This is a genomic window from Niallia oryzisoli (genome assembly GCF_043641075.1).
Classification (GTDB): Bacteria; Bacillota; Bacilli; order Bacillales; family Cytobacillaceae; genus Bacillus_BD; species Bacillus_BD oryzisoli_A.
The window spans coordinates 67,888-92,922 of record NZ_JBHZRC010000011.1; the positions used below are offsets into that span (position 1 = coordinate 67,888).

The 25,035-nt window shown below is 39.3% G+C and carries 23 protein-coding genes; 18 read left to right on the top strand and 5 right to left on the bottom strand.

Features of this window, described 5'->3' with window-relative positions; genetic code table 11:
• Nucleotides 1-138: 138 nt before the first annotated feature.
• Complete coding sequence (locus tag ACHUFV_RS22410) at nt 139-1,620, bottom strand: basic amino acid/polyamine antiporter (protein WP_394238030.1); 1,482 nt, start codon at nt 1,618-1,620, stop codon at nt 139-141.
• A gap of 231 nt (nt 1,621-1,851) precedes the next feature.
• Here ACHUFV_RS22410 and ACHUFV_RS22415 point away from each other — a divergent pair, with 231 nt between their 5' ends.
• The 14 genes from ACHUFV_RS22415 (at nt 1,852) to ACHUFV_RS22480 (ending at nt 16,476) form a co-directional block, all read left to right on the top strand.
• Nucleotides 1,852-3,018: a TraB/GumN family protein gene (locus tag ACHUFV_RS22415; RefSeq protein WP_394238032.1), complete on the top strand. Its 1,167-nt coding sequence runs from the start codon at nt 1,852-1,854 to the stop codon at nt 3,016-3,018.
• 30 nt (nt 3,019-3,048) lie between these two features.
• Entirely contained in the window at nt 3,049-4,386 is a 1,338-nt protein-coding gene (locus tag ACHUFV_RS22420; protein WP_394238034.1) for a hypothetical protein, read from the top strand.
• Nucleotides 4,387-4,612: 226 nt separating this feature from the next.
• A complete protein-coding gene (locus ACHUFV_RS22425; RefSeq protein WP_394238036.1) occupies nt 4,613-5,563 on the top strand; it encodes a 3-hydroxyacyl-CoA dehydrogenase family protein in 951 nt (316 codons plus the stop codon).
• Nucleotides 5,564-5,642: 79 nt separating this feature from the next.
• Nucleotides 5,643-6,998: a sigma-54 interaction domain-containing protein gene (locus ACHUFV_RS22430; RefSeq protein WP_394238037.1), complete on the top strand. Its 1,356-nt coding sequence runs from the start codon at nt 5,643-5,645 to the stop codon at nt 6,996-6,998.
• A 472-nt stretch (nt 6,999-7,470) separates the two neighbouring features.
• On the top strand, nt 7,471-8,127 hold the full coding sequence (atoD, locus tag ACHUFV_RS22435) for an acetate CoA-transferase subunit alpha (RefSeq protein ID WP_394238039.1): 657 nt from the start codon (nt 7,471-7,473) through the stop codon (nt 8,125-8,127).
• Nucleotides 8,128-8,129: 2 nt separating this feature from the next.
• On the top strand, nt 8,130-8,783 hold the full coding sequence (locus tag ACHUFV_RS22440; RefSeq protein ID WP_394238040.1) for a 3-oxoacid CoA-transferase subunit B: 654 nt from the start codon (nt 8,130-8,132) through the stop codon (nt 8,781-8,783).
• Between the two features lie 28 nt (nt 8,784-8,811).
• On the top strand, nt 8,812-9,996 hold the full coding sequence (locus tag ACHUFV_RS22445) for an acetyl-CoA C-acetyltransferase (protein WP_394238042.1): 1,185 nt from the start codon (nt 8,812-8,814) through the stop codon (nt 9,994-9,996).
• Between the two features lie 253 nt (nt 9,997-10,249).
• Entirely contained in the window at nt 10,250-11,692 is a 1,443-nt protein-coding gene (locus tag ACHUFV_RS22450) for a GntP family permease (RefSeq protein WP_394238044.1), read from the top strand.
• 55 nt (nt 11,693-11,747) lie between these two features.
• Nucleotides 11,748-12,533, top strand: coding sequence for a 3-hydroxybutyrate dehydrogenase (locus tag ACHUFV_RS22455; RefSeq protein ID WP_394238046.1), 786 nt, complete (start codon nt 11,748-11,750; stop codon nt 12,531-12,533).
• Between the two features lie 216 nt (nt 12,534-12,749).
• Nucleotides 12,750-13,982 (top strand): FprA family A-type flavoprotein, encoded by a 1,233-nt coding sequence (locus ACHUFV_RS22460; RefSeq protein ID WP_394238048.1) that lies wholly within the window; start codon nt 12,750-12,752, stop codon nt 13,980-13,982.
• A gap of 133 nt (nt 13,983-14,115) precedes the next feature.
• The gene (locus ACHUFV_RS22465) at nt 14,116-15,342 is read left to right on the top strand and encodes an NAD(P)/FAD-dependent oxidoreductase (protein ID WP_394238147.1); all 1,227 of its coding nucleotides are present in this window, start codon (nt 14,116-14,118) and stop codon (nt 15,340-15,342) included.
• A gap of 17 nt (nt 15,343-15,359) precedes the next feature.
• Nucleotides 15,360-15,524, top strand: a complete 165-nt coding sequence (gene rd, locus ACHUFV_RS22470; RefSeq protein WP_150442456.1) for a rubredoxin — start codon at nt 15,360-15,362, stop codon at nt 15,522-15,524.
• A gap of 9 nt (nt 15,525-15,533) precedes the next feature.
• Nucleotides 15,534-15,680, top strand: a complete 147-nt coding sequence (locus ACHUFV_RS22475) for a hypothetical protein (RefSeq protein ID WP_394238050.1) — start codon at nt 15,534-15,536, stop codon at nt 15,678-15,680.
• An 85-nt stretch (nt 15,681-15,765) separates the two neighbouring features.
• The gene (locus tag ACHUFV_RS22480; protein ID WP_394238052.1) at nt 15,766-16,476 is read left to right on the top strand and encodes a Crp/Fnr family transcriptional regulator; all 711 of its coding nucleotides are present in this window, start codon (nt 15,766-15,768) and stop codon (nt 16,474-16,476) included.
• 45 nt (nt 16,477-16,521) lie between these two features.
• Here ACHUFV_RS22480 and ACHUFV_RS22485 read toward each other — a convergent pair whose 3' ends face one another.
• Nucleotides 16,522-17,964, bottom strand: coding sequence for a CapA family protein (locus ACHUFV_RS22485; RefSeq protein ID WP_394238054.1), 1,443 nt, complete (start codon nt 17,962-17,964; stop codon nt 16,522-16,524).
• 551 nt (nt 17,965-18,515) lie between these two features.
• Here ACHUFV_RS22485 and ACHUFV_RS22490 point away from each other — a divergent pair.
• Nucleotides 18,516-19,700: an acetyl-CoA C-acetyltransferase gene (locus ACHUFV_RS22490; protein ID WP_394238056.1), complete on the top strand. Its 1,185-nt coding sequence runs from the start codon at nt 18,516-18,518 to the stop codon at nt 19,698-19,700.
• Nucleotides 19,701-19,864: 164 nt separating this feature from the next.
• Here the strand turns inward: ACHUFV_RS22490 and fabG are convergent, their stop codons facing one another.
• The 3 genes from fabG to phaQ all read right to left on the bottom strand — a co-directional run bounded on the left by fabG (nt 19,865) and on the right by phaQ (nt 21,806).
• Entirely contained in the window at nt 19,865-20,599 is a 735-nt protein-coding gene (fabG, locus tag ACHUFV_RS22495; RefSeq protein WP_394238058.1) for a 3-oxoacyl-ACP reductase FabG, read from the bottom strand.
• 163 nt (nt 20,600-20,762) lie between these two features.
• Nucleotides 20,763-21,296 carry a hypothetical protein gene (locus ACHUFV_RS22500; RefSeq protein WP_394238060.1) on the bottom strand — a complete coding sequence of 178 codons (534 nt, stop codon included), beginning with the start codon at nt 21,294-21,296 and terminating at the stop codon, nt 20,763-20,765.
• A gap of 81 nt (nt 21,297-21,377) precedes the next feature.
• Nucleotides 21,378-21,806, bottom strand: a complete 429-nt coding sequence (gene phaQ / locus ACHUFV_RS22505) for a poly-beta-hydroxybutyrate-responsive repressor (protein WP_394238062.1) — start codon at nt 21,804-21,806, stop codon at nt 21,378-21,380.
• Between the two features lie 548 nt (nt 21,807-22,354).
• Here phaQ and ACHUFV_RS22510 point away from each other — a divergent pair.
• The 3 genes from ACHUFV_RS22510 to phaC all read left to right on the top strand — a co-directional run bounded on the left by ACHUFV_RS22510 (nt 22,355) and on the right by phaC (nt 24,783).
• The gene (locus ACHUFV_RS22510; RefSeq protein WP_394238064.1) at nt 22,355-22,825 is read left to right on the top strand and encodes a polyhydroxyalkanoic acid synthase subunit PhaR; all 471 of its coding nucleotides are present in this window, start codon (nt 22,355-22,357) and stop codon (nt 22,823-22,825) included.
• A gap of 51 nt (nt 22,826-22,876) precedes the next feature.
• Nucleotides 22,877-23,623 carry an acetoacetyl-CoA reductase gene (phbB, locus tag ACHUFV_RS22515; RefSeq protein ID WP_394238065.1) on the top strand — a complete coding sequence of 249 codons (747 nt, stop codon included), beginning with the start codon at nt 22,877-22,879 and terminating at the stop codon, nt 23,621-23,623.
• Between the two features lie 113 nt (nt 23,624-23,736).
• The gene (gene phaC, locus ACHUFV_RS22520) at nt 23,737-24,783 is read left to right on the top strand and encodes a class III poly(R)-hydroxyalkanoic acid synthase subunit PhaC (protein WP_394238067.1); all 1,047 of its coding nucleotides are present in this window, start codon (nt 23,737-23,739) and stop codon (nt 24,781-24,783) included.
• Nucleotides 24,784-25,035 lie beyond the last annotated feature (252 nt).

Sequence of the window (25,035 nt, forward strand, 5' to 3'; positions counted from 1 at the left end):
TGAAATTAATCACAATTAATTCATCTTGTTCAGGAAATATCCATATTTACTAGAAGAATGTTTCATGTGAAACAATTGGTGTCAGGCACCGCAAAAAGACAAATGCACGACATTTGTCTTTTTGTAGTGCCTGACACCTTATATAGCAATAGCTCCAGTGGATAATAGAATGGTCATGACGATACCAAGTGCTGAGACAATGGTTATTCCAGTCCATTCTGTTTTTGTGATTTTTTGCTTTTGCTCCTTCTTTGCTTTTACGAATGCAAGCATGCCAAGCGCATAAATAACAAATGATGCAGCGAGGTAGACGATTCCTACAGCCAGGATGACATAAATAGAGTAGACAACTCCGACTATTGAAATTATCAGGCTTTTAGCGTTTAATTGATCCTGTCTGCAAACCTTCACCGAATAGAGTGCTGAGAGTAAGTAGGGCACCAGAATACAGGTAGTGGCTAATAGGAGGACCATATTATAGATGTATTGCAGCTTGAATGATAATAGGACAAGCAGAAATACTTGAGCAATGCCATTGGTAAGAAAAAGTGCACTTACCGGGGCACCGAGCTTATTTGTTTTTACAAACATTTTAGGCATCACACCTTCCTTTGCAGCGATATAGGGAAGCTGTGATGCAATCAGTACCCAACTGATCAATGCGCCTAATACTGAAATAAGGATACCTGTTTTTACGATAACGGCACCGGCATCTCCGATTACTGTACTGCCTAATACGGTTGCCAGGGGTGTCCCTGATTGAGCGAGTTGTTCGGCAGGAATAGCCCCCATTGCTACTGCGGAGATTGCAATATAAACGCCCAATGTAAATAAAAGGCTAATCACAGTTGCCTTTCCGACGATTCTTTGGGATACTGCTTTTTCAGCTAAAACCGTTGAAGCCTCCACGCCAATGAAACACCAGAGAATGACGCCCATTGCTCCATTTATTTGTGAGCCCAATGTGGTAGCTGCTCCTCCCGGTTCTGGTACACTTGCCAATGTAGTCTTCCAGTGTTCGACTGCAAATAATTCAGATTTAAAGATAAAGAAGCCTAATAAAACGACAAGGGTAAGCGGGATAAGCTTAGCTACTGTAACAATAGCATTTATGACACCAACATTCTTCGTTCCTCTTGTCTGGATAAAGACAACCATCCATAGAATGATTGAGGCAATAATAAAGGCAACAAATGGACGAAGCTGGTACTGAGGGCCGAATAAGCTGTTCAATGTCTTAATGATCAGGGTGAAAAAAGCAACATTTCCTAGAACCCCACTTGTCCAATAGCCCCAGGCAGAAATAAACCCCATAAAATCTCCATAGCCTGCTCTTGCATGGGAGTAGATTCCGCCCTCAAGCTCTGGCCTTCTATTTGCAAGCAGTTGAAAAATTAACGCGAGAGCCAATACACCAATTCCGCCGATGCCCCAGGAAAGCAAAATAGCCTGTGGATTTGCGACCGTAATCAAGTCAGTAGGACTATTAAATACACCGCCGCCTATCATAGAGCCTACCCCTAGTGCAATTAAGAGCCCCAATCCCAGTTTCTTTTCTTTCGGCACTTCTTTCCCTTTTAGCTTAACTCTGATATTTTCATTTTTCATTGCTTGATCCAAAGTAATCCCTCCAGTGCCGCTTGCTCTTAGGTGTTATTGTTGCTCCAGTGGAATTTATTATTCTTCACGTTTGTCAGTGGAAATAAGGCTAAGAATAAATATTCATTAAAAAGAAATAAAACCAAATTTGTTTTATATTTAGCTCTATCTAGTTTATTATGTAAGAATATAGGAACTTTTTAGTAATTGTGTCGTTTAAAATGAGTGTAAGCATTTAAAGGAAGGTAGTTTATGATAGAAGAAAACATTACAAGAATCCATTTGAATGGCAAGGAATTTATCCTGATTGGAACGGCGCATGTATCTAAGCATAGCGCAGAGCAAGTAAGGGAAGTAATTGAAGCGGAAAGACCTGATTCTGTTTGCGTCGAATTAGATGAACAAAGATATCAATCCATAACAGAGGGCAGTAAATGGAGTGAGATGGATATTTTTAGAGTCATTAAAGAGAACAAAGCCACACTACTTTTGATGAATCTAGCCCTTTCCTCCTTCCAAAAACGGATGGCTGCTCAATTTGGGATAAATGCTGGTCAGGAAATGATCCAAGGAATTGAATCCGCCAAAGAAACTGGCGCCAATCTTGTTTTAGCTGACAGGGACATTCAAATTACCTTTTCCCGTATTTGGCACAATGTTGGCTGGTGGGGGAAAATGCAGCTAATCACACAGATTGTTTACAGTATTTTTAGCAAGGAAACCATTTCAGAAGAAGAATTAGAAAAAATGAAATCACAGGATATGCTGAATACCATACTAAGCGAATTTACTGAAGGTTTTCCAAGGTTAAAAACACCGCTTATCGACGAGCGCGATCAGTATTTAGCTCAAAAAATTAAAGAAGCTCCAGGTGAAAAAATAGTGGCAGTATTGGGAGCTGCTCATGTTCCAGGAATTAAAGAGGAAATAAAGAAAGATCATGATTTGGCTTTGATTACACAGCGTCCACCTAAATCAAAGGTTCCAAAGGTGATTGGCTGGACCATCCCGATTTTGATTATTGCGATGATTGCTTATACCTTTTATGCGAATCCTCAAGCTGGATTGCAGCAAACGATCAGCTGGTGGCTGTGGCATGGAGGTCTTTCAGCACTTGGAACAGCGATTGCACTTGGGCACCCACTTACGATTTTAACGGCATTTATTGCGGCACCTATCACTGCACTGGATCCGATTACAGCAGCAGGCTGGTTTACGGGAATTGTTCAAGCTTATTTACGCAGACCGAATGTCAGGGATTTTGAAAGTCTTTCGGAGGATGTCTATAGTGTAAAGGGCTTCTGGAATAATAAAGTAACACGGATTCTGCTTGTTGTTGTATTGGCCAATATCGGAAGCTCATTAGGAACCTTTATTGGTGGAATTGATGTTGTCCGCTTATTCATTGACAGCCTGTAAGCGACAGAAGGATAGGGAGAGAATGATGTAATGAGAAGTTATCTCATTTTAGGAATGTGTACACTTTTTATCATTCAATATTTTCTAGATGTGGTCTGGCTTCAATATGCTGTTGTCCTGCTCTCTCTGTTGGCCTTTTTGGGGAGTGCAGGACATGCGGACCGCTTTCCGCGCATTCTTGGTCTCGTGATGATGTGTGCTGGGATCATAATTGAATGGAGTAAAGGGACGGGTGTGGCTGGTATAAGCGTGGGAATCTTTCTGATTCTGCCGTTACTTAGTCTAATAACACTGGCGCCGCTTTTGGCTATTCCTCTGAAGCTTGGAGGATACTTTGAGTCAGTCTCTCGTTTATTACATAATCTGCTGCACCATCCGCAAAAATTATATGCGGGTATAACAGGAACATTATTTTTCGTCAGTCCCATATTAAACCTAGGCTCTGTCCGGATTATTAATGAGTTTCTGGAGGACCTGAAGCTGCCTCCCGCCATGTCAGCAAAAAGCTATGTTGTCGGTTTCTCAACTGCACTGATGTGGTCGCCTTATTTTGCATCAGTATCACTTGTATTGCATTATTTAAAGGTCCCATTTAAGGAGTATTTTATCTATGGAATGGGAATTTCGATCTTATCCTTACTTGTTGGAAATCTATTCTTTGCCATATGGGAAAAACGGAATCCAATTGAAAGAGACGAGATATCCTCTTTCCAGCCAATTGAAAAGAAACAGCGCAGAAAGCTGTTTGAGCTAGTCCTTTTTGTTGCTCTACTAATGACTACATGTCTACTTATTGAAAGTGTAACAAAATGGTCGATGATTGTTATTGTCTGCCTTGTTTCGATTCTCGTTCCGCTGTTCATTACCGCTGTTACAGCAAAGTGGAAGCAGGCAAAGCCGTTATGGATAGACTTCCGTGACCGTGCGGTACCGATGATGAATAATGAAATCATGCTGTTTATGAGCGCAGGCATGCTGGCATTCGCGTTAAAAGGTACAAGTGTTATGAATGGAGTCAGTCAGTTTCTAAAAGTGATGGCTGATCAGTCCTTTTTCTTATTTGCCTTAGCTGTTTTGTTGATTGTGTTCTGCTTGACCTATATTGGAATTCATCAAATTGCTGTTGTTGGTGCACTTGCTATGCAGCTGAATCCAGCCGAGCTTGGCATTAATAGCATCTCTTTGGCCTTTATATTGTTATTAACCTGGTATATTTCAACAGCATTAAGCCCTTTCTCAGGCTTAAACTTAATGGTCAGCCGCTTTTCCCGTCTTTCAGGCGTTCAAGTTGGATTGCGAGTGAACGGCCTTTATATTCTGACAGTAGTCACAATTGGTATTGCAGCGATATCCTTTTTAAGATGGTAGATTACTAGGTTCGTATCTTATTATTATTGGAATCTTAGATAGAAAGAGATAGATAGAATAGGATATTTATTTCATTTCAGGGAGAAAATCACTTAATGAATGAGTGGCTTTCTCCCTTTTTGTTTTTTATTGGTTTATCATTCAAATCCATTTGGCACAAAACTTGCATTATATTTTTGTGAATCATGATTCTATCAATTTAATTAGGCAGGAGATGGAAAAGGCAATGAAAAATATAACAATAATTGGTTCAGGTGTAATGGGAAGCAGTATTGCACAATCCTTTGCAGTTAGCGGCTATAACGTAACGATAAATGATGTAAAAGAGGAATTCCTGTTAAGGGCACAATACAGAATCTTTGATAATCTATCTTTACTTGTTGAGGAAGGAAAAATAACCGAGCCGGAAAAAGCGATGGCCTTAGCCAGTCTAGTATATTCAACTGATTTGGAGGAAGCTGTCAAAGAGGCCGATTTCATTATCGAGGCAATTCCAGAGGTTATTGAGATGAAGTGGGACCTTTTCAATACATTAGAGGAATTCATGAAGCCTGACGCAATTGTAGCATCTAATACATCAACATTCCCGATTACCCGTTTGATGGAGAAAGCAGGATTTGCTGAACGAATGATCATTACACATTTCTTCAATCCAGGCCATTTAGTTCCTCTAGTTGAAATTGTAAAGCATGAAAAAACAAAATCAGAAATAGTAGAAAAAACAATCGATTTAATGAACAGTATCGGTAAATCACCAGTCCTTCTAAAGAAGGAGATTTCCGGCTTTATTGCCAACCGTCTGCAAACAGCGTTAATGCGTGAAGCTTTTTATTTGCTACAAGAAGGTGTGGCAGATGCACACGCTATTGATACAGCTATAACAGCTGGACCAGGGTTCCGCTGGGCATTCACAGGACCGATTGAAATTGCTGATTTTGGCGGACTTGATACTTGGCAGCGTGTATTTGACAATGTTGCACCCGATTTAAACAAGGATATAGAAGCGCCTGCTATTATCCGTGAACTGGTTCAGCAGGGTAAGCTTGGTACAAAGTCGGGTGAGGGCATATATCCATATGATGAAAAAACAATAGCTCAAAAATTGGAGGAAAGAGACCGTAACTTTATTAAATTGGGAAAAATGAAAGCTGTAAAAAAGGGAATGGGGCAGGACTAAAATATTTATGACGGGTTCAGTTAAGCTTAGATTGTGTTATAATGGAAACGCTATCACAGTCTAATCGAGGGTGATCGGAATGAGTATCAATAAGGAAGAACAGTTTTATAAGGATATAATTGAGCTTGCCTATGATGGTATAGTTGTAGTTGATACAGAAGGTTATGTGCAAATGCTGAGCAAGTCATATGCTGACTTTATTGGTGTTGATCAGAATAGTTCAATAGGAAAGCATGTAACAGATGTTATTGAAAACTCTCGTATGCACATAGTCGCCCACACAGGTAAAGAGGAAGTTGCCGAGCTGCAAAAAATTAACGATAGCTATATGATTGCTACACGCACCCCGATTATTAAAGATGGTAAGTTAACGGGGGCGGTAGGAAAAGTATTATTTAAAAACGTAGGTCAATTGACCGCATTATCAAAACGGATAAAATCGTTGGAAACGGAATTAAAAAAGTATAAAGGGGTTTTCCGTGAAAGAAACAAGGCTACCTATACTTTTGAACATATGATTGGTCTAAGTTCTGCCTTTAAGGAAGCAAAGGCACATGCCAAAAAGGCAGCGAAAAGTGATTCCAATGTTCTGGTTTTGGGTGAAAGCGGGACAGGTAAAGAATTATTTGCCCATTCTATTCATAGCAGCAGCCGGCGTGCAATGGGTGTCTTTATTAAGGTGAATTGTGCTGCCATACCCCCAGAGCTTATTGAATCAGAGCTTTTTGGCTACGAGGAAGGCTCTTTTACTGGAGCAAAAAAGGGCGGGAAGATTGGAAAGTTTGAAGCAGCTGATGGCGGGACTATTTTTCTTGATGAAATTGGTGAGCTGCCGCTCCATATGCAAGTGAAACTGTTGCGTGTATTACAGGAAAAGGAAGTGGAGCGGGTTGGTTCAACGAGCACCACTCCAATTGATGTCCGGATTATTGCAGCAACAAACCGTGATCTTGCAGAAATGGTCAGTAAAGGAGAATTTCGGCTGGATTTATATTACCGTTTGAAGGTTGTGCAAATAAATGTGCCATCATTAAAGGAGCGAAGTGAAGATATTAGCTCACTTGTTTCTCATTTCTTGAAAAAGTACCAAAATCTGATGAAAAAACGAGTAAACGGGATTACCAGTGCTGCAATGAGGCAGCTGTGTCTGTACTCTTGGCCGGGAAATATACGAGAATTAGAGAATACGATTGAACGGGCATTAAACATGGTGGATGAAGATAAAGAGATTGGTCCTGAACATCTGCCTGTGGAAATAAGCGGCTATAAGCTGATGCCGTCTTTCCGCTCATTGGCGGAAATGATGGATGAGGCAGAACGAAAAGTAATTATCGATTGTTTGGAAACAATGAATGGAAATAAATCCAAAGCAGCTCAGCAGCTTGGTATCAGCCGGACAACCCTTTATGAAAAAATGAATAAATATGGCTTATAGATGGCATCCCCCTTTGTTAAATCAAAGGGGGATTTTTTTATATTGGCTGACTAAAGCACTATGTTGATTGAAAATAAGAAGATTATTTACAGTGGAGCAGGGAATTTTATATAAAAATGTAAGCGATTTCAAACAATTTTATATAAACGTGAATATCGATTGTTCGGAAATCCTTACAATTTCTAAGCATATTTCTTTATGTGTAAGGAAATCTGAACAAAATTTGATAGAAACTATCTATTATATATAAATGATTAATCAATATTAATAATAATTTAAGAAGGTAAAAGATTTATTTAAATAATTTTTATAGAATAATAGTCTTATCTACTATGGGTCTATCCTTTTTAACGGGTTTTTAAAATTTTTTTAATATAATTTTGGGGTATTTTTTAAAGTTGGCATGGAACTTGCATTATATATTGGTGTAATCATTAGTAAACTTACTTATTTCACAGGGAGGGCGCTGTAAATGAATAAAATTATTCCCAAAGAAGAAGTATCAACTATTTTTAAAGATGGGATGACAATCATGGCCGGCGGATTTATGGGTGTTGGTACACCACAGGAGCTTGTATCCGCTGTTCTTGAATCAAATGCAAAGGATATAACATTAATTGCTAGTGACACGGCTGTTGTAGATAAAGGTGTTGGACCATTAATTGTAAATAAGCGGGTAAAAAAGGTGATCGCTTCACATATCGGTACAAATCCGGAAACAGGCAGACAAATGATTGAAGGTGAATTAGATGTCGAACTGGTTCCACAAGGGACATTTACTGAACGGGTGCGTGCCGGCGGGGCAGGGCTTGGCGGTGTATTGACACCGACTGGAATTGGAACGGTTGTTGAAGAAGGAAAAGAAAAGATAACGATTGACGGTCGTGAATTTTTACTCGAAAAACCGCTTCATGCTGAAGTAGCCATTTTGAAAGCACGCAAGGCGGATAAAGCCGGTAATTTAGTCTATAACCGTTCTGCCAGAAACTTTAATCCAATCATGGCCCTAGCAGCAGACCTTGTGATTGCTCAGGTCGATGAGGTTGTAGAGATTGGTGAAATCAATCCGGATGAAGTCATGACCCCTGGAATCCTGGTAGATAAAATCTTAGTTACAGGAGGCAACTAATAATGAGTGATGTAATGATGACTCCAAAACAGATTATTGCTGCACGTGTTGCAAAGGAAATGAAAGACGGAGATGTCGTGAATCTTGGCATCGGGCTGCCAACATTGGTACCTGACTATCTGCCTAAAGACGTAAATGTGATACTTCAATCTGAAAACGGATACATTGGTCTAGGACCGGCAAATGATGAAATCGATATGGATCTCGTAAATGCCGGCGGGCAGCCAGCGGGTATCATTCCGGGCGGTGCATTTTTTGACAGCTTCTTCTCATTCTCGTTAATCCGCGGTGGACATGTGGATGTTACCGTTCTTGGAGGACTTGAGGTAGATGCAAAAGGGAATCTAGCTAACTGGATGGTGCCGGGGAAAATGGTACCGGGCATGGGAGGCGCTATGGATTTAGTTACAGGAGCCAAGAAGGTCATTGTTGCGATGGAGCACTGCTCTAAAAAAGGTACACCAAAAATCCTTGAAGAATGCACATTGCCTTTGACAGGAAAAGGTGTTGTTGATCTAATCGTAACCGAGCTGGCTGTATTCAGTGTAACAGAAGAAGGGCTTGTTCTTGAGGATTTGCAGGAGGGTGTCGATTTAGAAACAGTTAGAGAAAAAACAGCGGCATCATTTAAGGTAAAAGAATTTATTGGTTGTTAATCAATTTTTTAATTGGGAGGATAAAGATATGCGTGAAGTCGTTATTGTAAGTGCAGTAAGAACAGCTATTGGAAGTTTTATGGGGACATTGAGCAATACTCCGGCAACAGAGCTAGGTGCAATTGTGATAAAGGAAGCCGTCAATCGAGCAGGAATTAAAGGAGAACAGGTAGATGAAGTGATTATGGGGAATGTTCTTCAAGCTGGTTTAGGTCAAGGCCCAGCGCGTACAGCTGCTTTAAAGGCAGGGCTGCCAATTGAAACGACAGCAATGGCGATTAATAAACTATGCGGTTCCGGTTTAAAGGCTGTTCATCTTGCTGCGCAGGCGATTCAAACAGGTGATGCTGAAATTATCGTAGCAGGCGGAATGGAAAATATGAGCATGGCACCTTACCTGCTCCCTCAAGGACGCACAGGCTTTCGGATGGGTGATGGCAAGGTGATCGACAGTATGATTCAAGATGGTTTACAATGTGCAATCAACCATTACCATATGGGTATTACAGCAGAGAATATCGCTGAACAATATGGTTTAACCCGCGAAGAGCAGGATGAGTTCTCTGCCTGGAGCCAGCAAAAAGCAGAAGTGGCAATGAACGAAGGTAAATTCCAAGAGGAAATTGTACCAGTTGTGCTTCCACAGCGGAAAGGTGACCCCGTTGTATTTGATAAGGATGAATTTCCACGTGCAGGGGTTACAGCGGAAAAGCTTGCAAAATTAAAACCTGCTTTTAAAAAGGATGGTACCGTTACAGCAGGAAACGCGTCAGGTATCAATGATGGAGCAGCAGCACTTGTTCTTATGAGCAGAGAAAAGGCTGATGAATTAGGCATTAAGCCAATGGCCATTCTTCGCGGCAATGGGGCAGCAGGTGTTGATCCAAGTATTATGGGGATTGGTCCAGTTCCAGCCACAAGAAAGGCATTAGAGAAGGCAGGACTTTCTATTGATAACATCGATTTAGTTGAAGCAAACGAAGCATTTGCTGCACAATCACTAGCTGTTGGCCGTGATCTCTCTATTCCTCGTGAAAAGCTGAATGTGAATGGCGGAGCTGTTTCCCTTGGTCACCCAATCGGTGCCAGCGGTGCACGTATTCTAGTTACACTATTACATGAAATGAAACGTCAGAACTCCCGTTATGGGTTGGCGACACTTTGTATCGGCGGCGGACAAGGGGCAGCAAGTATTGTGGAGCTGGAAAAGTAATTATCTTTCTGATTTGAGTCATAAGCGGGGCCATGCAAAAAAAGCGAGTGTACTAAAACGTACCTTCCATTTATTTTAGTTTTAAAATAAGATGTAGTACGTTTTAATAGATATGAAAGCGCTTTTTTGTAGGCTGCCCGCTATAAAACGATTGTAAAATGGTTTTTTTATGGATGTCTGAATCTATTAAGAACCATCGTCTGGGGAATATGCATCAAAAGAAATGCAATCTATTTATCCGGGGAGGATCTATATGGACTTAATTATTATCTTACTGTCACTCGGGCTATTAATGTTTATCGCCTATAAAGGCTATTCTGTTATTCTATTTGCACCAATCTGTGCCCTATTAGCTGTATTGCTGACAGACCCAGGCCATGTCCTGCCATTCTATTCAGGTGTCTTTATGCCAAAAATGGTAGGGTTTATTCAAAACTACTTTATCGTCTTTTTACTAGGAGCTATTTTCGGTAAAGTTGTAGAAATGTCCGGTATTGCTGAATCTATTGCAAAAACAATCGTCCGCTTAATTGGCGCTAAACAAGCGATGCTGACTGTTATTCTATTAGGCGCCATTTTAACATACAGCGGCGTAAGTTTATTCGTAGCCGTATTCGCCATTTATCCATTTGCTAATCAATTATTTAGACAGGCAAATATTCCAAAAAGACTTATTCCGGGAACCATTGCCCTTGGCGCCTTTACCTTTACAATGGATGCATTACCAGGTACCCCGCAAATTCAAAACGTTATCCCGATTTCTTTCTTTAAAACAGATATCTATGCAGCACCAGTATTAGGTATTATCGGTGCCATCGTTGTTCTTGTAGTTGGTTTACTATATTTAGAGATGAGAAGAAAAAGGGCCCAGCAGGCTGGAGAAGGCTATTATGGACTTGGTGCTGAATCAGCAGCAACTGCTGAAGGAGCAGCCGCTTCAAGTGAAGAACCAGAATATGTTCCGGATCTAAATACAAATTCTTCATTGCTAAGACAGATTTTAGCTTTTGTTCCACTTCTTCTTGTTGCTATTATGAATAAAATATTAACGACTGCCATTCCAGCTATGTATCCAAATGGATTTGATTTTGAAGCAATTGGTTTACCAGCATACAAAGTGGATGTAGCAAGTAATGCTGCAATTTGGGCAGTAGCGATTTCATTAGTTATCGGTATTGTTACAGCTATTGCTTTTGATATGAAAAAAATCAAGTTTGGTTTTAAAGAAGGACTTAACGCAAGTATTGCTGGTTCCCTTCTTGCTGTTATGAATACAGGTTCTGAGTATGGTTTTGGCGGAATCATTTCTTCCCTTCCAGGCTTTGGCCATATCAGCAACGGAATTTCCGGCGCATTCTCTAATCCGCTTGTGAATGGTGCTGTTACAACAAGTACACTTGCCGGTGTGACAGGATCTGCCTCTGGCGGTATGGGAATTGCTCTAAGTGCAATGGCTGAACAGTACAATCAGATGATTGCAGCAGCTAATATCCCGCCAGAAGTTATGCACCGTGTTGTTGCTATGGCATCAGGCGGGATGGATACACTTCCACATAACGGAGCGGTTATTACATTGCTTGCGGTTACGGGCTTAACACATAAACAATCATATAAGGATATCTTTGCTATTACTATGATTAAAACGTTAGCTGTTTTCGTTATCATTGGCTTATATACATGGTTTGGTCTTGTTTAAAAACTTAGAAATATATATTAAAAAAGCAGGAAGTTATTAATGAGGAGGAACAACGATGAATAAGACATTAGAGGGAAAAGTAGCATTTATCACAGGATCTGCAAGTGGAATTGGTATGGAAATTGCCAAGACGTTTGCCAATGAAGGAGCAAAAGTAGTAATTTCCGATATGAACAAAGAAAAATGTGATGAGGTCGTTGCTGAATTAAATGAACAGGGCTTTGATGCTTTAGCAGCACCTTGTGATGTTACGGACGAAGAAGGATTCAAAAATGGGATTGAATTGGCGAAGGAAACCTTCGGAACAATTGATATTTTAATCAATAATGCTGGATTCCAATATGTTGCTGCCATTGAGGATTTTCCAACAGCTACATTTGAAAAATTGGTGAAGGTGATGCTGACAGGATCATTTATTGGCATCAAGAGCGTATTCCCAATCATGAAGGCGCAAAAGTTTGGAAGAATCATCAATATGGCCTCTATTAACGGTTTAATCGGCTTTGCCGGAAAAGCAGGCTACAACAGCGCAAAGCACGGAGTAATTGGATTGACAAAGGTGGCTGCCTTAGAAGCTGCAAGAGACGGAATTACAGTTAATGCATTATGCCCTGGCTATGTTGATACACCACTTGTACGCGGTCAGATTGCTGACTTAGCAAAGACAAGAAACGTAAGCCTTGATAGTGCTTTAGAGGATGTCATTTTAGCCATGGTACCACAAAAGAGATTATTATCAGTTTCCGAGATTGCAAATTACGCAGTCTTCTTAGCAAGTGAAAAAGGAGCAGGAATTACCGGCCAAGCAGTTGTATTAGATGGCGGCTATACCGCTCAATAATCAATCGGTGTCAGGCACCACAAAAAGACAAAACGATGTTTTTGTCCATATGTGGTGCCTGACACCTTTTTTATTCACCTTTTTTAATTTTCTACTATTTAAAAAGTAGATTTATTTCAAAATGTGATTCTAGTCCTCTTTTTTAATGCGGGTGGTGGTGTAAGATGAGTTCAGTTGATAACAACTCTCATTACCGTTTAGGAGGATTATTCATAGATGATGAACCATGTTGAATTAGCAAAGGATATTTATTGGGTTGGGAAAATTGATAATCGTGAGGTTCCTTTTCACCGTTTGGTTTTAGCAAAGGGGACAACCTATAATTCTTATTTAATTAAATCAGATAAACCGACTGTTATTGATACAGTAGATATAGAGTTTGGCAGAGAATTTGTTGACTATTTAAGTGAACTAATTGATCCGCAGGAAATCCAGTATATTGTCATTAATCATACCGAGCCGGATCACTCAGGTGCTATGGCAGGGCTAGCAGCGAAGGCAACAAATGCAACGATTGTCTGCACAGAGCTTGCAGTAAATGAGTTAAAGGAAATGTACAAGCTTCACAGCCGGGATTTCTTAGTTGTAAGAGATGGAGATACATTGGATATCGGCGGTAAAACGTTGAAGTTTAAAGAAACACCATACTTGCATACGGCTGAAACAATGATTACCTATACCGTCGAAGATAAAATCCTATTCCCATGCGATATCTTCAGCACTCATGTCGCAGTTGAAACGATTTTTGCAGACGAAGCAGGCTTTGATATTAAAGATGATTTTGTCGGCTATTATAGTGCGATTATTCATCCGCACCGCAGATATGTTAGAGCATTAATCGATGCATTGGAAGAGCTAGACGTGCAAATGATTGCTCCTTCCCACGGCTTTATCCTACGAAAGGACATTCAGCAATACATTGACCTTTATGCAACGTTAAGTGCTGATACAGTGCAGGACAAGAAAGTAACCATTGTGTATACAACGATAAAAAATAACACGAAAAAAATGGCGAACCACTTGCAGCGAATCTTTGAAGAAAATGAGATTCACGCAACCGTTTTTAATGCGGACAAATCAGAGAAAATGGAAATTCTGGAAAGTATTAAACAATCAGATGCTGTCTTTATCGGAAGCTCTACAAGATATGCTGATATGATTGGGAATCTTGAGGAGGTTCTAAAGGAACTGCCGGAAATGGATTTAGAAGGTAAAATTGGGGCAGCATTTGGTTCTTATGGCTGGAGCGGAGAGGCGATTGAAGTAATCCAGGACTATTTGAACCAGACAAATATGGATGTACAAAGCACCTCAAAGGTTATTAAAACAACCGGTATGACACATGTTGAATTTCCTGTTCGCGTGAGATTTTCACCAAAGGATGAGCAGCTGGCTAAAATCGAGCATTCAGCAGGCTTTGTTGCTGACTTATTAAGAAGTGCAATTTAAAAGATACTCTTAATAGAATGTTTCACATGAAACAATTAAAAATTATAACCCCCTGCCCAGAATCAGGCATATCATCTCGAGGTGCTATGTGCTGGAACTAGGTGAAGACTATGAAAAGAAGCTGGTGAAAAGATTGGATAAAAACTATTGTATTATCGGTTCAGGAGTTGCAGCCGTTTATGCTGCGAAGGCTATCCGTGATCAGGATAAAGAAGCCAATATCCATGTGTTTGGTGCGGAAAACTCATTACCATATAATCGAATCAAATTATCAAAGGACTTGTATTCCGATTTACATGCCGAAAAGGTTTTAATTAAAAAGGAAAAATGGTATCAGGATCAAAATATCCTTGTCCATGTGAATACAAAGATCATTGATCTCGACACAGAGAAGCATGGAATTACAACGGCTTCAGGTGAAGTATTTCATTATGATAAGTTACTTATCTGCACAGGTTCCCAAAATCGAAAACTATCCATTAAGGGGGCTGACTTAAAAGGCGTTTACACCATTAGAGAAATGCAGGAAGCAGATGACTTCAAGGCCTTTATTAATGATAAACAGCATGTAATCAATATCGGTGGTGGTATTCAAGGACTGGAAACAGCCTGGTCGATTCATAAGCAGGGTAAGCAGGTGTCCATCATTGAAGCAGCACCGCGTCTGATGACTAGACAGCTTGATGGGAAAACTTCTGAGCTTTTGAAGAAAAAAATCGAAGCAGCAGGTGTTCAAGTTTATGTTAATTCCTCTATTGAAAGCATAAAAGGTGAAGCAGCTGTCGAAGCCATTGTTGTTGATAATCAAGAGCTTGCTTGTGATAGTGTGATTTATGCAATTGGGGTTATTCCTAATCTCGAACTAGTTAGAAACACAGACATGGCAGTTAATCGCGGCATTATTGTCAATGATAGGATGCAGACAAATGTGGAGGATATATATGCAGCCGGAGATGTAGCAGAGTGGAATGGTGAAGTAGCAGGCCTATGGAATCCTGCCATGGATCAAGGAAAAGTGGCCGGTAAAAATATGGCGGCGCCTTCTCCTTTAACGTACCAAAAGAGCATCCCGCTTACAGTATTCAATGCATTTGACTTTGCGTTATTTTCCATCGGCCTCGTCGATGAAAATCAATGTGATACAACGATTGTTGAAGAAGATGAAGCAGGAAAATATACAAGAGTGTTTATTAAGGATAACAAAATGGTCGGTGTCATATCCCTTGAAGGTGTAGTGGCTTCATTACCGTATAAAGCAGCCATTGAAAGCGAAGTGTCATTAGCAGGAATTGAACTAAACCAAGTTACAGTTAGTGAATTAATGAACGAATTGAAAAAGAGACAAAAGCTTTCAGCATAGAAAAGAGGAGAACTGAAATGAAAAAATATATTTGTATCCCATGCGGTTATATATACAATCCAGCGATTGGAGATCCCGATGAAGATGTAGAGCCGGGAACAGCATTTGAGGATGTACCGGAGGATTGGGTGTGTCCGGTTTGCGGCGAGGACAAGGATCATTTTGCAGAAGTAGAAGAATAGAATGAAGGAGTGCCGAAGCTTAGCCGTATTTCGGCACTTTCTTTATTTATTAGAACAATCTTCATTATCGTTAGCTGGTTGATTGAGGTTCCTGAACGGAAATCAACAGCTGGTAAAAAAATAAACCAACATATTGATATTACTAAGGTGATTTAAAACACTATCCGGCTTCAATCGCTATGCTATGATTGTCATCATAAAAGGGAAGCAAATTAAATCTCTACAACAAGGGTGATGTAAAATGATAGAACATGTATGTCATCATACAGACAGTGAGCCCTGTACAAAGAAAGTCCCTATTTTCGCCTCATTGTCCCATGATGAGTTTGTAAAAATAGCAAATTTGATACGGCATGTCCACTATCAAAAAGGTCAGATGCTGATTCAAGAAGGGGAAAAGTCAGATACATTATTTATTATTCACGAGGGGAAAGTCAAGCTCTCTAAGTTTACGGTTGATGGAAAAGAGCAAATCCTTTATCTCATGACAACAGGTGATTTTTTCGGCGAGTTGAATCTTTTTAATGATGATGAAGTCAATAACTTTAGTGTTTTTGCGATTGAAGACACGGAGATCTGTCAGTTAACGAAGGCTGATATGGATAGGATTATGCTGGAAAATCCTGAGATATCCTTAAAGCTCCTAAAGGCCATAACAAAACGATTGGCCCATACAGAGAACCTGGCGCAAAACTTAGCAACGAAGGACCCGGAAATTCGAATTGTTAGTATGATTCTGGAATTCTGTCAAAAGTTCGGGACGAAAATAAATGAGGGAACCCTTATTCATTTACCAATTACAAGAGAAGAAATTGCCAGTTATGTAGGTGTTACACGTGAAACAATCAGCCGTAAATTTAGCAAGTTTGAGGATCTGGGATTGATTACAATCTCGGGCACAAAGCAAATACTTGTCCAAGATCAGCTTGCGCTAAAGGCATATTTAGAATAAAAAGATGAAAAAGAGCGGCCTTCTAGGGCTGCTCTTTTCGTGCGTTTAGATAAACGGATCAAAGTATTTATATTCTGTTACGCCGTTTTCAATTGGAGAACTGATGCTGATTAATTCATTGATGATGTCGGCAGCCTCTTTTCCGAATACAGGCAGCGGCTGGTAATTATTTTCATTTAGGCTATCATCCGAGTTTTCTAGTGTCGGAACAATGGTTAGACCCTTCATGACAACCGTATTGTCCTCTTTTGCAAATCGTAGACGGAACATTGCAGTTTGGCGTGAAAGTAAGGTTGGGTCTGCGCCGAACGCATAATCCCCCATACTATAAATAATATATTTCCCGTTATACTTCTCGACACTTTCGAGACGATGCGGATGTCCCCCCATAATGATATCTGCACCTGCGTCCAGAATACTTCTGCCGAAATTTGTTTGATAGTCCACAGGCGTTTCGCGATATTCAACACCCCAGTGCATACTCACAATCACTAAATTGTCCTTCCGCTTATACTGCTTCACTTCTTCGACAATCCGAGCCAAAAATTCTGGACTTTGCTGACTCATACGGCAGTCATAGCCAAGGAAGATGGTTTCAATAGTACCGATATTCTTCTTCAGTGGCATCCCGTCGTTAAAAACAGCCACCTTATTTTTTGCAAATGCCTCAAGGGTATCTTCATACCCAGCTTCGAAGTAATCTCTTGTATGATTGTTTGCTAGATTAGCAGCTTCAACCCCGCTGGCTGGTAAAAAGGCAACGTGGGCAGGGTCGCTTTTTATCCGCCACATTTTGTTTTCTGCCTTAGTTTCGTTTGTAAAGGCACTTTCTGCATTGATGATTGTAAAGTCATCCGAGTTAAACCACGGCAGGCTGTTTTTAAAGACATATTGATTATCACCACCATTGGCCTTAAATACATTGTCAAACTTCAAGTGTTCGGGCGTTTCCGGATAGGTCCCAAAGGAGTTATCGCCGACAAAGGTTAAGGTAATTTCGCCGTCCTTTTTCTTGCCCTGCTCATAAGCTGCTGCCGCAGCATAGAACCAATCATATTTTGTTGGAACGCTTAATTTGATTTCTGGTTGATCCTGCTTTAGCTGCTCCATCGCTGCAACATAATCCGGATAGACCTTTCCTAAGGCCTTTTGATCAGCCTTTCCTTTGCTGTAGTCCATAAGGGCAAGTAAACAGTTTCTTAAACTCTTACTATAATCACTTACGCTGTTATCCTCGTGTTTATACTGATCGAGTTTTGTGATTAGTTCATTTACCTTTTTCTGTTCTTCTTTTGCTCCACCGGATGAAGCAAGATTTTGAAGGATTTGTAACGATTGTGATGACAGACCTTCAACCTCATTCTTTGATATGCTTTTCTTTTGCTCAGCTTTCTTTTCAGACTTCTCTGTAGTAGACGCTTCGTTGGCTGTACAGCCTGCCAGGATCAAAAACAATAATATAATAGTAATAAAGCTGTGTTTTCTCATCGTTACTCCTCTCAAATGACTGAATAATTTACAAATACTAGTTTATATGAAAAGTATACAAGGGTTTCTAGTCTGTATCACTAGTTTTTTTTGACAAAAAATTGGAAGAGCTTATTTGTGACGATATCAACAGAATTTATCTTATCTCTCCATGCCAGTTTAGGATAGAATTTTGAAATTTATTTTTTGGAAGCGCTGTCTAATTGAGAAATTTTTCAACATTTTTCGCCGAATTCTTTTAAAATTCAACGCAGTATGTCGGGGGATATATTAATATATCTACAATCTAATAATTAGTTTAAATATAATAAACAAAATAGTATTTTTCCTTTGTATTACTAGAGTTATAGCTATATTTTTGGAAGTTTTTAAGGTTTTTCCTCTCCTCGAATAGATAAAAATGTGTTTGTTAAATAGGTTTTATAAGATTTCTGAAATAATATATAAATCAGAAATTGTCGAATAATTTGGCATTCATTCTTGAGAAATATGTAGTATTATAACAACGTCGAATATTCAGAATATAAAACAAACACACGGAGGTAATTCAAGTGACAAACGAAGTAGTTATTGTAAGTGCTGTAAGAACACCAATTGGTAGTTTTCTAGGAAGTTTAACAAATGTTGCTGCAATTCAACTTGGAGCAATCGTAATAAAAGGAGCTTTAGAAAAAGCAGGAGTTAGCCCTGATCAAGTAGATGACGTTATCATGGGTAACGTATTACAAGCAGGTCTTGGACAAAACCCGGCTAGACAAGCTGCTTTAGCTGCAGGTGTTCCACAAGAAGCTTCTGCTATTACAATCAATAAAGTTTGTGGATCTGGTCTACAAGCTGTTCATATGGCAACACAAGCTATCCTAGCTGGCGATGCTGAAATCGTTGTTGCTGGTGGTATGGAAAACATGAGCGCAGCTTCATATGTATTAAAAGGTGCTCGTAACGGATTCAAAATGGGTAACCAAAAAATTGAAGACTCTATGATCCAAGATGGATTATGGTGCGCAATGAATGACTACCACATGGGTGTTACAGCTGAGAACCTTGCAGCTAAATATGAAATTTCTCGTGAAGAACAAGATGAGTTCTCAGCATGGAGCCAACAAAAAGCTCAAGCTGCGATTGAATCAAATCGTTTTGCAGATGAAATCATCCCTGTTGAAATTCCTGGACGTAAGGGACAAGTAACTGTATTCAGTCAAGATGAGTTCCCACGCTTCAACACTACAGCTGAAAGCCTAGGAAAGCTTCGTCCTGCATTCAAGAAAGACGGTTCAGTAACGGCTGGTAATGCTTCTGGTATCAATGACGGCGCTGCAGCTTTTGTTGTAATGAGCCGCAAGAAAGCTGAAGAGCTAGGTGTTAAACCTTTAGTAACAGTAAAAGCTAATGCAAGTGCTGGTGTTGATCCAAGCATCATGGGTATCGGACCTGTTCCTGCAGTGAAAAAAGCGCTAGAAAAAGCTGCTTTATCATTAGAAGACATCGAACTAGTTGAAGCAAACGAAGCATTTGCTGCACAATCTATTGCTGTAGACCGCGAGCTTCAATTCAATAAAGAAAAGTTAAACGTTAACGGTGGAGCAATTGCTCTTGGACACCCTATCGGTGCAAGCGGTGCGAGAATTCTTGTATCTCTAATTCATGAAATGAAGAAGAGAGATGCTAAGACTGGCTTAGCAACACTTTGTATTGGTGGCGGACAAGGCGTAGCGACAATCGTAGAAAATGCATAATTAGCTGACAGACAATAAAAAACGAGGCTCCCAAGAAGGAAGTCCTCGTTTTTTTGTCAGACAAGCAGTTCTATTAAGTATGCGTTTACCAGTGAACAAACGTTCACCTAATGTATTGTGAAAAGGGAAAAACATCAGAAAAAGGCTATGATTCTTTTCTACTATTATATAACTAAGCCGCCATCAACACTGAGAATGGTGCCGTTTACATAATTGGCATCATCAGACGCTAAGAATAAGTAGGCATTCGCAATATCTTCCGGTTTACCGAGCTTCCTAAGCGGTGTTTTATCTTTCATGAAATCTAATACCTTTTGCGGTACGGCAGCCGTCATTCCTGTTTCAATGAAGCCAGGTGCTACGGCATTGACTCTGATTCCTTTTGGGCCAAATTCCTTTGCCCAGCTTTTTGTTAAGCCGATTACGCCAGCCTTTGTCGCTGCATAGTTGGTTTGACCAATATTTCCATACAGACCTACGACAGAGGATGCATTCAGGATTACACCAGATCCCTGCTGCAGCATAATGGGAGCAACGGCCTTTGTACATTTATAGACACCGGAAAGATTAACAGCAATGACCTTTTCCCAAGCAGATTCATCCATCTTAGTCAAAAATCCATCAACTGTAATCCCTGCATTGTTCACGAGGATATCAATCCTGCCGTATTTATCAACTGTTGATTGGACCACTTTTGCAATTTGAGCACTATCTGTCACATCAACTTTAAAAAAGTCTGCGTTTTCATTACCGAACTCTTCAAGGGTAGCAAGGCCCGCCTTCTCATCAAAATCACAGATAACGACTTTGGCTCCTTCTTGAAGAAATTTTTTAGCCGTTTCTTTCCCAATACCTTGAGCTCCACCAGTAATTAAAGCAACCTTTTTAGTTAACTTCAAAAATACCACCTCTTTTTTGCTAATGTGTTCCAGAATCAAACAGCAGACGATAAATACACACCAGATTCAGGGGCAATGCAACTTGGCAATAGGTGAAATTTTCATTAGCCATTTTATAATATTCTTTTTTTCGAAAAAAAAGAACAGCGAAAATTCGCTGTCCTTATTTAAATAGACCAAGGGCTAATTTTGAATTTGCTTCAACGATATCGTTAAAGATTTTTTGAGATGCTTTTACTTGTTCAGTAAGATCTTGACGAAGCTTTTGTTGTTGGTCAATTGAGTTAACAATTGTTTGTTGGAATTGCTCTTGAGATTGAACAAGAAGATTTAAACCTTCTTTATAAGGAGCAACAGTTAATTCTTGAACACGGTTAGCTACTTCATCAAATTGAGCGTTGAATTGCTCGTATGCTTTACCAGCAGTTGGTCCAAATACGCGTTGGATGTTTAATTTGATTTGCTCGCGAACTTCATCAATGAATTTCTTTTGTTCAGCTTCGATTTTAGAAAGATCATCAGAAAGCTTAGAGTAAGTTTCCTTTTGAGTTTCTAGTGCTTGAAGGAAAAGATTTTCAATTTCCTTGCGAGAAGTGTAAACCAAGTCTAATCCGTTTGTAAAACTGTTGAATAAAGAATCACCGATATGTGCAGCTGCTTCTTGAGCTTTAGTTGCTGTTGCTGTTGCTTGTGCCATTGTAAAACCTCCTGAAAAAATATAATTTATTATGATTGCAGTAATACTGCAGAATCATTTCTTTGATTGTGTTGCCATATGTTACTTGTCAGTATCCTCTTTGTCCCTATCTTTATCATTAAATGGCGATAAAGAAGTCGGAAGGAACATGTCCATGTACATGGAAAAAAAGCGGTTAATAATCGATTGATATTGTTCTAGTGCATCTGAGCAGGTTCTTAAATAAGCTTCTCCTGCTTCTGTAATTGAGTAAATGCGTTTTGCTGGGCCTCCAGTTGATGTATCCCATTCAGACTTTATCATATTATCTTTTTCTAACTGTCTTAATGTACGATAAACATTTCCATGATCAATAGAAGAAAAGCCAAAGCGAGTTAACTCCTGGATGAGTCTATAACCATGTAAATTAATATTTCGGAGACTTAACAAAAGTGCAGGAACCATTAAGTTTTTTGGCATAGATGTGAAAATCTTATCTTCTTTAGGTGGCTCATTCTTATTTGTTGTCACAATGTATCACTCCTGTGTTCAAGTCCTTATGTGTAATTTACACCTATATGCTTTTATTGTCAATCAGGTTTTTTAAAATTTTTAGATAATTTTAAAAATCTATGCATTTTGTCATTGGTTTTCTTATATATATATTGGGATAAGTTTTTCTGGGCTGAAAAATTCATTGAATCCCTTTTTAAACCTAGTAATTATGGACAGCTTGGAATTGCAACTTTTTTCAAGCGGTATTCTTCGTCGAAATATCACTGATTGTCACAAAGTTTTCATGTTTATATTTCGAAATACGCCAAGAATCAACAAATTGTTCAAATGACATGATTCTATACAATAAAACGTTTTCAATGCCGAGTTTAGTAAACTCTTAAATCAAAAAATCTACTATTCTATCCGGAATAATGGTGTTGGAGAAGGTAGAAACATGTCGAAAAAACAATTAAAATATTTAGATAATTTTAAATAATTAGGGTTTTTTTATTCTAAGAAAATTAGTATTATAAATATGGCTATGAATTGTAATTAAAAAAAACAACTATGGAGGCGAAATGATGTCAAGAGACTATAATCTATTTGAAATTTGGAAAGATCTCTATGATCAATCCAGTAGCTATGTAGATGATAAAGTGCAAGAAGACTTCCCTTCCCAAGGTATTGGTCAGATTCTGGAGATGAATCTTCTATTCAAAAAATTCTTGAACGAAACAACAGAACAGTATTTAGAGCAAGTAAATGTTCCAACACGTACTGACATTGCTAACCTTTCATCATTAATTGTGAACGTTGATGCAAAGGTTGATAGCTTAGAAGAATTATTAGAGGATGCTAAGGACCAAACAGGTCAACCGGAATTGCAGCGTGAAGTTGCTAATCTGAAAAAAGATATGAAGAATTTAGATTCCAAATTAAATCAAATTCTTGATTTATTAAAAGAATCAAAGGAAGCACCGGCAGCACCAGCAGCTAGCACAACTGAAAAGGCACCGGCAAAAGCACCGGTAAAATCACAAGCTAAAAACTAATCCAACTAATGGATCTAAAATAAAACATACTAAGAGATGGAGTGTACAAACATGACAGTAGAATTAAAAAACAAAGTAGCAATCGTAACAGGCGGAAGCAGAGGAATTGGATCATCAATCGCATTAGAACTAGCTAAAGAAGGCGCAAACATCGTTATCAACTATAACAGCAACAGCGAAGCAGCAGACAAAATGGTAGCAGAAATTAAAGAACTAGGCGTAGAAGCAATCGCAGTTCAAGCTGACGTTTCTAAAAGCGAAGATGCTGCGAAACTTGTACAAGCTGCAGTTGAAAAATTTGGTCAATTAGATATCCTAGTTAACAATGCTGGTATCACTCGTGATACTACATTCAAGAAAATGAGTGAAGAGGATTGGAGAAAAGTAATCGATGTTAACTTGAACAGCGTATTCAATACAACATCTGTTGCATTACCACATCTTACTGAAGCAGAAGCTGGCCGTGTAATCAACATTTCTTCTATCATCGGTCAATTCGGCGGCTTTGGACAAACTAACTATGCAGCAGCTAAAGCAGGTTTACTAGGATTTACTAAATCTTTAGCTCTTGAAACAGCAAAATCAAATCTAACAGTTAACGCAATCTGCCCAGGATACATCGGAACTGAAATGGTTCAAGCAATTCCTGAAAATGTACTTGAAAAGCTTGTTGCTAAAATTCCACAAAAACGTTTAGGTGAGCCTTCTGAAATCGCTCGCGGAGTTGTTTTCTTATGTAAAGATGGCGCTTATATCACTGGTCAAGAATTAAACATCAACGGCGGAATTTACATGTAATTTTCATGCAATTTGCATGAACGCTCGTTCAATGAAATAAGATTAACTATGCAAGTAAGGAGTGGATCACCATTAGCGTTCTAATTAGAGAAGAGTGGAAAGAGTTTTCTGATATGCTGCCTGAAGAATACCAACAAATGTATACACGTGTTAAGAGGGCAACACAAGTTTTAACAAAAGAGGCTGAACCTGAAGTAGGTCCGACACCAAAAGAAGTGATTTGGACAAAAAATAAAACGAAGTTATATCGTTATATATCTGATGTACCAAAAAAACACAAAACTCCACTACTAATGGTATATGCACTTATTAATAAGCCTTATATTTTAGACTTAACTAAAGGTGGAAGCCTAATAGAATACTTGGTTAACCAAGGTTTTGATGTCTATCTTCTTGACTGGGGTACTCCGGGTCTTGAGGATAAAAATATGAAGCTGGATGACTACGTAATGGATTATATTCCACGTGCTGTTCGTAAAGTATTACGTACGTCAGGCGCTGATGAAGTATCTATGCTTGGTTACTGCATGGGTGGTACAATTACATCAATGTTTGTATCCCTTCATCCTGAATTGCCAGTTAAGAATATCGTCTTCATGACAAGTCCATTTGATTTTGAAGAAACTGGTCTTTACGGTGCAATGCTTGATGAGCGTTATTTCGATATCGATAAAGTGGTTGAAACACTTGGTGTGATTCCACCAGAAATGATCGACTTTGGTAATAAATTAATTAAGCCAATGTCAAACTTCTATGGTCCATATGTAAGCCTTGTGGATCGTGCTGAAAATGAAAAGTTTATCAAGAGCTTTAAGCTGTTACAGAAATGGTTAAATGATGGTATTCCATTCCCTGGTGAAGCATATCGTCAGTGGATTAGAGACTTCTATCAACATAATAAGCTTATTAAAGGCGAAATGGTTATCCGTGGACGTAAGGTTAACCTTGAGAACATTAAAGCTAACGTACTTAATCTTGCTGGTCAAAGCGACCTTATCGCCCAGCCGCATATGGTTGAAGCTCTAATGGACGTTATCTCCAGTAAAGATAAAGAATTTAAAAATCTTCCTGTTGGCCATACATCCATTACGTTTGGAAGTAAAGCAAACAAAATTACTTACCCAACAATTGGCGACTGGTTAGCGGAGCGTTCTAACTAATTAGATTAATAGATTTGTTTGAAAAAGTGCCCCTTTTAGGGGTGCTTTTTTATTTGCCTTTTTCGGTATGAAAGACAAAATGCAGGGCAAGCGAGCATGAAATGTCTTTCATAAGGCATCTAAAGGACGGTATGCAGGGAAACTGAGCGTGAAATGTCTTTCATAGGGCTTCTAAAGGACGGTATGAAGGGAAACCGAGCGTGAAATGTCTTTCATAAGGCTTCTAAAGGACGGTATGCAGGGAAACCGAGC

Excerpts from the sequence above, each read along its gene's own strand:
- ACHUFV_RS22500 (WP_394238060.1), bottom strand. The coding sequence starts at position 21,296 with ATGGCACAAGCAACAGCAACAGCAACTAAAGCTCAAGAAGCAGCTGCA.
- ACHUFV_RS22455 (WP_394238046.1), top strand. The coding sequence starts at position 11,748 with ATGAATAAGACATTAGAGGGAAAAGTAGCATTTATCACAGGATCTGCA.
- ACHUFV_RS22425 (WP_394238036.1), top strand. The coding sequence starts at position 4,613 with ATGAAAAATATAACAATAATTGGTTCAGGTGTAATGGGAAGCAGTATT.
- ACHUFV_RS22420 (WP_394238034.1), top strand. The coding sequence starts at position 3,049 with ATGAGAAGTTATCTCATTTTAGGAATGTGTACACTTTTTATCATTCAA.
- ACHUFV_RS22430 (WP_394238037.1), top strand. The coding sequence starts at position 5,643 with ATGAGTATCAATAAGGAAGAACAGTTTTATAAGGATATAATTGAGCTT.
- ACHUFV_RS22460 (WP_394238048.1), top strand. The coding sequence starts at position 12,750 with ATGATGAACCATGTTGAATTAGCAAAGGATATTTATTGGGTTGGGAAA.
- ACHUFV_RS22415 (WP_394238032.1), top strand. The coding sequence starts at position 1,852 with ATGATAGAAGAAAACATTACAAGAATCCATTTGAATGGCAAGGAATTT.
- ACHUFV_RS22450 (WP_394238044.1), top strand. The coding sequence starts at position 10,250 with ATGGACTTAATTATTATCTTACTGTCACTCGGGCTATTAATGTTTATC.
- ACHUFV_RS22440 (WP_394238040.1), top strand. The coding sequence starts at position 8,130 with ATGAGTGATGTAATGATGACTCCAAAACAGATTATTGCTGCACGTGTT.
- phbB (WP_394238065.1), top strand. The coding sequence starts at position 22,877 with ATGACAGTAGAATTAAAAAACAAAGTAGCAATCGTAACAGGCGGAAGC.
- rd (WP_150442456.1), top strand. The coding sequence starts at position 15,360 with ATGAAAAAATATATTTGTATCCCATGCGGTTATATATACAATCCAGCG.
- ACHUFV_RS22480 (WP_394238052.1), top strand. The coding sequence starts at position 15,766 with ATGATAGAACATGTATGTCATCATACAGACAGTGAGCCCTGTACAAAG.
- ACHUFV_RS22510 (WP_394238064.1), top strand. The coding sequence starts at position 22,355 with ATGTCAAGAGACTATAATCTATTTGAAATTTGGAAAGATCTCTATGAT.
- atoD (WP_394238039.1), top strand. The coding sequence starts at position 7,471 with ATGAATAAAATTATTCCCAAAGAAGAAGTATCAACTATTTTTAAAGAT.
- phaC (WP_394238067.1), top strand. The coding sequence starts at position 23,737 with ATGCTGCCTGAAGAATACCAACAAATGTATACACGTGTTAAGAGGGCA.
- ACHUFV_RS22485 (WP_394238054.1), bottom strand. The coding sequence starts at position 17,964 with ATGAGAAAACACAGCTTTATTACTATTATATTATTGTTTTTGATCCTG.
- ACHUFV_RS22445 (WP_394238042.1), top strand. The coding sequence starts at position 8,812 with ATGCGTGAAGTCGTTATTGTAAGTGCAGTAAGAACAGCTATTGGAAGT.